This is a genomic window from Mesorhizobium sp. M0518, assembly GCF_040321125.1.
Lineage (GTDB): Bacteria > Pseudomonadota > Alphaproteobacteria > Rhizobiales > Rhizobiaceae > Mesorhizobium.
Genome location: NZ_JAMYQY010000049.1, coordinates 1 through 8,607, shown reverse-complemented (window position 1 = coordinate 8,607; position 8,607 = coordinate 1). Strand labels below are relative to the sequence as shown.

The following is an 8,607-nucleotide window of genomic DNA, read 5'->3' as shown; positions in this document are numbered from 1 at the left end:
GGCTCATGATCGCAGCGAAGCGAAGATCGTGAGACGGGGTGGTGGTCCTCGTAGAGCGCCGCGCGGAGCCCCCCCCCCCGCGGCGAGGGGGGGGCCCCCCCCCCCACGGGGGGGGGGGGGGGCGGCCCCCCCCCCCCCGACGCGGTGTTTCTACTTGAGGGCGACCGGGGTCAGCTTGCCGTCGACCTTCTGCCACTCAAATACGACGAACCCGGGCTGCTTGATATCCCCCTTGTCGTCATAGGAGATCGAACCGAGCACCGTCGAGATACCGGCGCCGGAATGAAGATAATCGGAAACGGCCTTTGGATCGTCGGCCTTGGCTTTGGCGATAGCCTCGGCAAGAATCTGCGTTGCCGCGTAGGCGTAGAGGGTCACTGCTTCGGTGGGCACGTTTTTGGCCCTCAGATCGGCGACGGCATCCTTGGCTTCTGCAAACGTTGCCGGGTCGGGGAACGACGTCATCAGGGTTCCAACAGCACCATCACCGCCGATGGCGCCGAATTCGCTGTTGGAGATGCCGTCACCGCCCATCAGGATCGCGGTGACGCCCTGATCGTGCATCTGGCGCACAATCAGTCCAGCCTCCGTGTGCTGACCGCCATAGTAGACGAGGTCGGCGCCCGATTGCTTGATCCTTGTGACGAGAGGGCTGTAGTCCTTCTCGCCCGGGTTGACCTCCTCATGGAGAACCTCCTTGCCGCCGCCGGCGTTATAGGCCTTGGCCATTTCGTCGGCGAGGCCTTTGCCCGCCGTCGACTTGTCGTCGACAATCGCTATCTTCTTGTCCTTGAAACGGTCGAGAACTAATTTGGCGGCGATGGAGCCTTGCTGATCATCGCGCCCGCACGCCCTGAAGGCATTCCACAGGCCGCGCTCCGTCACCATCGGGTTGGTGGCAGTCGGCGTCACGAACAGAACGCCATTCTCGGCATAGACCTCGGAAGCGGGAATGGTGACGCCGGAATTATAGTGCCCGACAACGTAGTGAACGCCATCAGCGACGAATTTGTTGGCGACCGAAACGCCCTGCTTCGGGTCGGAGACATCGTCACCGATCGACACGGCAAGCTTTTGTCCAAGAACGCCGCCATTGGCGTTGATGCGTTCAACGGCGATCTCGACACCGACGCGGTACTGTTCTCCATAGGCGGCGTTCGGCCCCGACATCGGGCCGGCGACGCCGAACACAATATCAGCCCTGGCCGCACCAACAGCCGCAGTCATAAGGGCAGCAGTCATCATCTGCACGATCATGCGCATTTTATTCCCCTGTTTTTTAGAGAAAGGCGGGCTTTTCCCGCCGCTTCAGGCGTCAGTTCACAAAGTGAAGCTTGTTGAACCGGCGCCGGAATGCCGTGACATCTGCCGCGACTTGTTCGCTGGCGTCATTGCCGCGCAGTCCTCTGGCGATGAGAGCCGCGAGTGCCGGCATGTCGTCTTCGGTCATGCCCCAGCGGACGATCTCGGGCGTACCCAGGCGCAACCCGTTCATGTCGCCGTCGACAGCGTCTATGGGCAAGCCGATGCCGCAGGTCAGGATGTTGGCCAGCCGCAATTTCCTTGCCGCCGCCTGGCCGCCGCCAAACTCGGCTGCCTCGAGGGCGAACTGATGCGATGTCGTGTAGCCCTTGCCGGTCGAAAAAACCGGCAGGCCGCGATCGGCAAGGCTTTCGGCCAACGCCTTTGCGGTCCGCGCCATCGTCGCGGCGTAGGCCTTGCCGTGGTCTTTCCAGTCTAGAAGTGTGATCGCCAAGGCAGCCGACTTGGCGGCATCGAAGTTGGCGGTCATGCCTGGAAATGCGATCCTGTCGAGCTTTTCGGCAACGACCGCATCGTTGGTGACGATCAGCCCGGACGCCGGACCGCCGAGACTTTTGTAGGTGCTCATCGTCATCAGATGAGCCCCTTCCTGCAAGGGCTGTTGCCACGCGTCTCCGGCAATCATGCCGCACAGATGGGCCGCATCGAAGAGAACAAGCGCACCGACCTCGTCGGCGATCTCCCGTATCTCACGAATGGGATGGGGCAGCAGGTTGAGGCTGCTGCCGATCGTTATCATCTTCGGCCTTATTGATCTGGCCAGGTCGCGCAATTTGCCGACGTCAACGGTGTAGCTGTCGGCATCGACTGGAGCGGTGTGGATATCGAGCCCGTAGAGCCCGGCGCAGCCGGCCATATGATGGGTTACATGGCCTCCGATCGCCGGCGACGGGACAATGACGCTGTCGCCCGGCCTGGCTGCAACCATGAACGCATAGAGATTGGCGATCGCGCCGGAAGGTACCCGGATCTCGGCATAGCTGGCGCCGAAAACGTCGGCCGCCAGCTCGGCCGCGATCACCTCGATCTGCTCGACACCCTCCAATCCCATCTCATATTTGTCGCCGGGGTAGCCAAGCGACGGGCGCGACCCCAGGCCGGAAGCGAGTGCGGCTTCGGCCTTCGGGTTCATCACATTGGTCGCCGGGTTGAGGTTGATGCAGTCGGCCTCGTGGATCGAACGGTTCAGCTCGATGCCCCTGTTGACTGCCGCCATGACGGCATCGGTCTTCTGAGTGCTCGTCTTCTGCGCCAACTGCTGGGCAAACTCGTCGCAATGCGATGGAACCCAGGGCCTGCGAGCGAGAGCGACCATCGATGCCTCCTTTGCCAACCGGCGGACAATACGGCTGTGAATGGAGCCTAAGGTGGAGCCGTCGGTCGGCATGGCGCAAGCGAGTAGTTCTAGCGCCTAGGCTTAGAAAAACTAGGTCTACTCTCCCCGCCCTATTTTGAGGGTCGCTTCCATCCAGACATCGAAGGCCATGTGCCGGCGACGACAGCGCCTTGGTCCTGTTCCGCAAGCCGGTCCTGCTCCAGCGACGCTCGCCTGGCTTCATCCGGCCGGGTGATGTGCGTCCACGAGTCGTCATAGCCCGGCTCGCGGCGTGCGATCCAGGCATCCAGCCCTTCGCGCAGATCAGCGGTCGGGGCCATGCGGGCGAACTGCTCGGCCTCGACAGCCAAGCCTTCGGCGATGCTCTGGTTGAGGCCGCGCGTCACTGCCGTGAGGATGCTGGCGATCGCCAGATCGGAGTGCCGCAGGATACGCCTGGCCAGGCCGATCGCGGCCGGCATCAACTCGGCATGCGGCACAACCTCGTTGACGAGACCCAGCTCAAGCGCCCGCGGCGGCGCAAACCAGTCGCCGGTCAACAGCAGTTCGAGCGCCCGCTTGCGCCCGGCAAGCCTGGGCAAGCGTTGGGTTCCGCCAAAGGTCGGGGGCATTGCAAGGCTGATTTCCGGCTTGGCGAACAAAGCGCGGTCGCTGGCGATGGCGAGCGGCACCGCCTCGGTGATTTCGCAACCGCCACCAAAGGCAATGCCGTTGACGGCAGCGATGACGGGTTTGCGAAACGCTTCCAGCCTTGCCGTCAGCCGTTGCCCGCGCATGACGAAATCACGCATCGCGACATCGACGCCGACCGCCACGCTGGCCGAGAACTCAGGAATGTCGCCGCCGGCCGAAAACGCCCGCTCCCCTGCTCCGGTCAGAATGATTGCGCGGACGCTGTCATCGACGTCAATGTCGTCGAGGATCGCAAGCAGGCGATCGATCAGGGCATAGTTCAACGCGTTCAGCTTCTCCGGCCGGTTGAGGGTGAGGATGGCAATCCCATCCCGGGTTTCGTTAAGGACAAGATCGGTCATTGGCTCTTCCTTCTTCATCATGCTGATGACCGGAAGACTATGCCTCTTTCCGCTTGTGTATATTCACTAGTCGGTATACCTAAGCTCATGCCTGACACGCAAAGTCCTACCCGCAAACGCATTGTCGATGCCGCGACCAGGCTCTTCTATGCCGAAGGAATCGGTCGCGTCAGCGTCGATGCCGTCGCCGAGGAAGCGGGTCTCACCAAGCGCACGCTCTATTACCATTTCAAGAGCAAGGACGACCTCATCGCCGCCTATCTCGATGGCCGTGACCAACCCAATCTGAAGCGGATGGCTGGCTGGTTCGATGCTGCCGAAGGCGGCGCGGATCGCAAAGTCGAGGCGATCTTCACCAATCTGGCGAGGTCCGCTCGTCACCCGAAATGGAAAGGATGCGGCTTCCTGCGCACGGCCGCCGAACTCGCCTCGATGCCCGGACATCCGGCGGTCAAGGTCGGCGCGCGGCACAAGCTGAATTTCGAAACATGGCTGGCCGGCGCCTTGTCGGACCATGGCGTCGGCGAGCCGCCCGCCTTGGCACGCGAGATCGTGCTTTTGATCGACGGCTGCTTTTCGATCATGCTGATCCACCGCAACCCCGATTACATCGAGGCCGCCGGCCGCGCCGCGGCAACGCTTGTGCGGGCGCGGATTTCAGGCAGCCAGCTCTAGAACCCAAACGCCAGCCATGCCGTGCCGGCGGCCAGCGTTATCAGCGTCAGCGGCAAGCCGACCTTGAAAAAAGCGCCGAACGACAGCGTCGTGCCGGCGGCTCGTGCCTGTTCGGCGACGATCAGATTGGCGACCGAACCCAGCAGCGTGAAATTGCCGGCCAGTGTCGAGCTCATGGCGACGACCAGCCAGGCACGCTCGGGGTTTTCGAGGCCCGGTATGAAGGGCCGAAGCGCCAGTACGGCCGGGACATTGCTCATGATGTTGGAAAGCACCGCGGTGAAACCGGACAGGCGCCAGACGTCGCCCAGCCCGAGGTTCTTGGCCGAAGCGATCATGTCGGGCGAAAGAAGCGTCTTTTCGGCGCCGGCGACCACAACGAACAGACCGGCGAACATGAACAGCAGCGGACCGTCGATCTCGCGGTAGATGCGTTCGGGCTTGATGGCGCGGGTGAGCAAGAGGATGGCGCCGCCGATGAGTGCGGCCTTGGCGACAGGCACGCCGGCGAAGAAGGCGATTGCCAGCCCGATGCAGACCACCACCGCCTTCAGCACCTGCCCCTTGTGCATGCGGCCAAGCGAGACTTCGGGCGTCAGTTGGACCGTTCGGGCGAATTCGGCCCGGTAGACGATGCGAATGATGACAACGACCGCCACGAGGCCGAAAAGGGCGACCGGAGCCAGCGCTGCCGAAAAGGCCGGATAGGAAATACCCGACAGCGCGCCGATGACCATGTTTTGCGGATTGCCGGTGATGGTGGCGACGCTGCCGCAATTCGACGCGGTGGCGGTGGCGATCAGATAGGGGATCGGGTTGCGCTTGATGATGCGGGTGACGTGGACGACGATCGGCGCCATGACGAGGCAGATGGCGTCGTTGACCAGGAAGGCGGACAACACGCCGGTCAGCAGCGTCACCATCACCAAAAGCATGAAGGGCGCGTGCGCGTGCTCGATGGCGATGGCGCCAAGGCCGCGAAAGGCGCCCGACACTTTCAGATGCGCCACCACGATCATCATGCCGAGCAGAAGCGTGATGGTGTCGAAATTGATCGCCCGGTAGGCATCCTCCATGCTGAGCGCGCCGATGGCGATCATCGCGGCCCCGCCGAGAAGCGCGATCCCCGCCCGGTCGAGGCGCAGGCCGGGGATGCGGCCGATGGCAACACCGGCGTAAGTCAGGATCAGGATCAGCAGTGCCGCCGCGCCCATCAATGTCATCGATAGAAGTCCTGCCCAGTCTGTGGCGCGCCGCTGCCTGTCAGCCCCAATGGTCTGATTTGCGTGCCTGCTTTAGCGCGATGTCGAGATCGACGACAGACAGCCAGGCATGTTGTTGCGTCAAGCACCGCCAAGGGATGACGTGCCGCTAACGCAGATAGAAATCCAGCCTTTGTCGCAGTGCCTGCGGCGAAAACAGCTGCTCGACGGTCTGCCGGGCCTTGAGGCCCACTGCCGCCCGCAGCGCCGGATCGGCTTTGAGATCGGCCAGGATCCGTGCCGCCTGTTGCGTCGTTTCGAACAGAAAACCGTTTTCGCCATGCCTGATATGGTCGGAATAGCCTCCATATGAATGGCAGACCACGGGCAAGCCGCAGGCCATCGCCTCGAACACGACGCGACCGAAGGTTTCGACATGCCAACCGGTGCGATAATAAAACACGTCGAGCGTCTGCAGAAACTCTTCGGCGATAAATTGGCCGGGTGGCAACAGCTCGAGTTGCGGATGCGGCATGAGGCTGCCCTTGAGCCCTGTCCCTCCCTGAATCCGCAAGGCTGTACCTTCGGCCAGCAATGTCTCGTAAAGGGGTATGTCATCGGGATGATGTTTGCCCGGCCCATCGCGGCTCAAGCGTCCGACGGTGAACGGACGATCCGAATCCAGACGCCGTGGTGAAAAACGTTCGATCTCGATCGGAGAGGGGTGCACCGTGCCGTCGATTTGGAGCAATCGCTTCTGAAAGTCGGAAACAAGCACTATCTCGGCGGTGGGCCATCCCAAGCTCCGAGGCATGCGCGTGGTGAGGTTGAGAACCTTCGGATGAAGGGTGTTGAAGTCGTAGATCAGCCGGCGCGGCCGCGGGATCAGGTAAGGCCACACCTTGTTGCGCCAATGCGCTCCGAGAAAAACGTAAGTGCCGCCATCCGGAACTTTTCGCGTAAGCGGGGAAATACGACGTATCGGGAATTGCCGCATTAATTCATCTGAAGCCCGCGATGACGCAGCCCAAAGGCGCACGTCCGAATCGGCGCTCAACAGCCGATAGAGTTCCAAGGTCTTGAGGTCACTGCCACCGAAAGGATCCTGAAAGCCGTTGAACAAATGGATCATAATAGCTGTGCTTACCTGACCGTTTCCGCCATTGTTCGCCGGCGTCAAAAATCATGATCGCACGTCGGCCGTAACCCTTGGAAACTCAGGAGTGAGAACCGTTTCTGCCGACAACGAAACATCGCCAACGCGGGGGGAGTATACCGGTAAGCGGTTGCAGTCCATGGCCTATCGAGCCGGCATGCTATCCATAAAGATCGGAACCCCGGCATATGACTGTAAGCATCGAAGCGTCGAGAAAGCGGCCTGCGTCGATTTCGAGAGCTTCCCGATCAGCCATCAGCAAATTTATGCCGTCAATGCACGGTGGCGACCCCGGGCGCAGGCGCCGGAGACGTTCCGGCCGGATCGAAGCTGACTTGATCGCGTCCGTTCGACTTGGCCGTGTAAAGCCTTTTGTCGGCAGCGGAGAAGATTTCCTCATAGGTGATCGGGCCGGTAAAGCTTGTGCCGCCGATGCTGACGGAAAGCGGACAAGGCCTGCCGCCGGGTGAGAATTCCATCTCCCTGATACGCCGGCGGATGCTTTCGGCAACCACCCAGGATTGCGAGGGATCCACGCCGGGCAAAAACACGCCGAATTCTTCGCCACCGATGCGGCCGACGATATCGCCCCCACGAAGTTGCCCCTTGATCGCCTGCGCTATCAGTTTGAGTGCCTGATCGCCGCAATCATGACCCAGACGGTCATTGATGGACTTGAAGTGGTCGGCGTCGATGATCAGCAGCGCGCCCGAACGGGTCTGTTCCTGCTTTCGGGTCTGCTCGAGATAAGCTTCGACCAGCATCGAGAAAGCGCCACGGTTCAGCACCGCCGTCAGGCTGTCGGTCGCGGCGATGACGCTGAGGTCGCGCTGCGCGATGGCCAGCTGGCGAATCTTCCACATCAGGAAAAACAAAAAGGAGCCGCCCAGCACCAAAGGCAGCATCAGGTCGGTCATCTGCGCCCGCCACACGGCCTCGGGCGAAAGATAGGGAAAATTGAAGGAATCGACGAAGAACGCCACGGCAATGAAGAATGCCGTACCGACTGCCGTGACAGCGATCACCCTGCCCCAGCTCGTCGGCGACAGATCGAGCTTCATCGCGTTCAACTCCGTTAGCCGTCGCTACTATGACGCACCAACCCCAACAAATTGATAAGACTTTCCCTCCAATTCGATATCGGGCGGCGGAACCAACCCGCCGGCCCTGTCGATGACTTGCGACAGACGCCACAAGACGGCCGCTGGAAAGCAGCCATCCTGTTTCAGAGCTTGAAGGCGTGGGCCAATTGCCGGCCGAGCAAGGGCAAAACGGCGCGCGAAGCCAGACCGCTCGTCGTCAGTTGAGCGTCGGCTCACTCAGCGCATCGACGACAAAGGATGCCGCGATCAGGTCGTCGGCATCGAGGCGCAGGGAGCCTCCGTCGCCTCCCATGGCTGAAGCCACTTTTTGAAAGGTCTTCATTTCATATTCCGTGATCCGGGCGTCCTGCATCCTGGCCTTGAGGTCGGCGATGCGCCGATCCAGAGCCGAAGATATGCCTATTTCTCGCTTCGACATGGCAACACTCCTCCCCACCCTTGTTTGCCTCCCGCCTGTCCACTTTTATATGAGGGTCCGCGAATACAGCGGGCCGAACGCGCCGTGCGCGGGAAGGTTCCGAAAAGGCAGAGTAACGAAATAATACGCTGGCCCCAGCCGACTGAACTGACCCCTTAAAGTTGGACGGTTTAAGGTGGCGGCAGATTTAAGGGCTGGGTTCTGTATTGCACAGGGCTAAGCCCTTTCAGTTTCAGTTTGATGCGATCATGATTGTAGTAGTGGATGTAATCCTCGATGCTGGCCTTGAGGCTCTGAACGTTCTCGAAGGTATTGGGGTAGAAGAGCTCGGATTTGAGTGTTGCGAAGAAGCTCTCGATA

The 8,607-nt window shown here is 61.2% G+C and carries 9 protein-coding genes; 1 reads left to right on the top strand and 8 read right to left on the bottom strand.

Translation table 11 applies throughout. The annotated features are described in order from the left end of the window. Positions 1-150 precede the first annotated feature (150 nt). From NKI66_RS32375 to NKI66_RS32365, 3 genes are all read right to left on the bottom strand, one after another. Complete coding sequence (locus tag NKI66_RS32375; RefSeq protein ID WP_352754054.1) at positions 151-1,257, bottom strand: branched-chain amino acid ABC transporter substrate-binding protein; 1,107 nt, start codon at positions 1,255-1,257, stop codon at positions 151-153. A gap of 58 nt (positions 1,258-1,315) precedes the next feature. Beyond that, complete coding sequence (gene glyA, locus NKI66_RS32370) at positions 1,316-2,638, bottom strand: serine hydroxymethyltransferase (protein ID WP_031213889.1); 1,323 nt, start codon at positions 2,636-2,638, stop codon at positions 1,316-1,318. A 131-nt stretch (positions 2,639-2,769) separates the two neighbouring features. Further along, on the bottom strand, positions 2,770-3,693 hold the full coding sequence (locus NKI66_RS32365; RefSeq protein WP_050592763.1) for a crotonase/enoyl-CoA hydratase family protein: 924 nt from the start codon (positions 3,691-3,693) through the stop codon (positions 2,770-2,772). An 87-nt stretch (positions 3,694-3,780) separates the two neighbouring features. On the opposite strand from NKI66_RS32365, the gene NKI66_RS32360 reads away from it, so the two are divergent. After that, the gene (locus NKI66_RS32360; protein ID WP_023814107.1) at positions 3,781-4,368 is read left to right on the top strand and encodes a TetR/AcrR family transcriptional regulator; all 588 of its coding nucleotides are present in this window, start codon (positions 3,781-3,783) and stop codon (positions 4,366-4,368) included. Here the strand turns inward: NKI66_RS32360 and NKI66_RS32355 are convergent. The 5 genes from NKI66_RS32355 to NKI66_RS32335 form a co-directional block, all read right to left on the bottom strand. Further along, entirely contained in the window at positions 4,365-5,591 is a 1,227-nt protein-coding gene (locus NKI66_RS32355; RefSeq protein ID WP_031213887.1) for an anion transporter, read from the bottom strand. The two genes, NKI66_RS32360 and NKI66_RS32355, sit on opposite strands and share 4 nt — an antisense overlap. Positions 5,592-5,739: 148 nt before the next feature. Next, entirely contained in the window at positions 5,740-6,702 is a 963-nt protein-coding gene (locus tag NKI66_RS32350) for a glycosyltransferase family 4 protein (RefSeq protein WP_023814105.1), read from the bottom strand. Positions 6,703-6,998: 296 nt separating this feature from the next. Then, entirely contained in the window at positions 6,999-7,787 is a 789-nt protein-coding gene (locus tag NKI66_RS32345) for a GGDEF domain-containing protein (RefSeq protein ID WP_023814104.1), read from the bottom strand. Positions 7,788-8,025: 238 nt separating this feature from the next. Then, entirely contained in the window at positions 8,026-8,247 is a 222-nt protein-coding gene (locus NKI66_RS32340) for a hypothetical protein (RefSeq protein WP_023814103.1), read from the bottom strand. Positions 8,248-8,417: 170 nt separating this feature from the next. After that, positions 8,418-8,607: IS3 family transposase (locus tag NKI66_RS32335; RefSeq protein ID WP_352754053.1), on the bottom strand; the 190-nt coding region annotated here is incomplete at its 5' end.

Bases quoted from the DNA above. Each gene is read 5' to 3' on its own strand.
- NKI66_RS32375 (WP_352754054.1), bottom strand. From the start codon at position 1,257: ATGATCGTGCAGATGATGACTGCTGCCCTTATGACTGCGGCTGTTGGT.
- glyA (WP_031213889.1), bottom strand. From the start codon at position 2,638: ATGGTCGCTCTCGCTCGCAGGCCCTGGGTTCCATCGCATTGCGACGAG.
- NKI66_RS32365 (WP_050592763.1), bottom strand. From the start codon at position 3,693: ATGACCGATCTTGTCCTTAACGAAACCCGGGATGGGATTGCCATCCTC.
- NKI66_RS32360 (WP_023814107.1), top strand. From the start codon at position 3,781: ATGCCTGACACGCAAAGTCCTACCCGCAAACGCATTGTCGATGCCGCG.
- NKI66_RS32355 (WP_031213887.1), bottom strand. From the start codon at position 5,591: ATGACATTGATGGGCGCGGCGGCACTGCTGATCCTGATCCTGACTTAC.
- NKI66_RS32350 (WP_023814105.1), bottom strand. From the start codon at position 6,702: ATGATCCATTTGTTCAACGGCTTTCAGGATCCTTTCGGTGGCAGTGAC.
- NKI66_RS32345 (WP_023814104.1), bottom strand. From the start codon at position 7,787: ATGAAGCTCGATCTGTCGCCGACGAGCTGGGGCAGGGTGATCGCTGTC.
- NKI66_RS32340 (WP_023814103.1), bottom strand. From the start codon at position 8,247: ATGTCGAAGCGAGAAATAGGCATATCTTCGGCTCTGGATCGGCGCATC.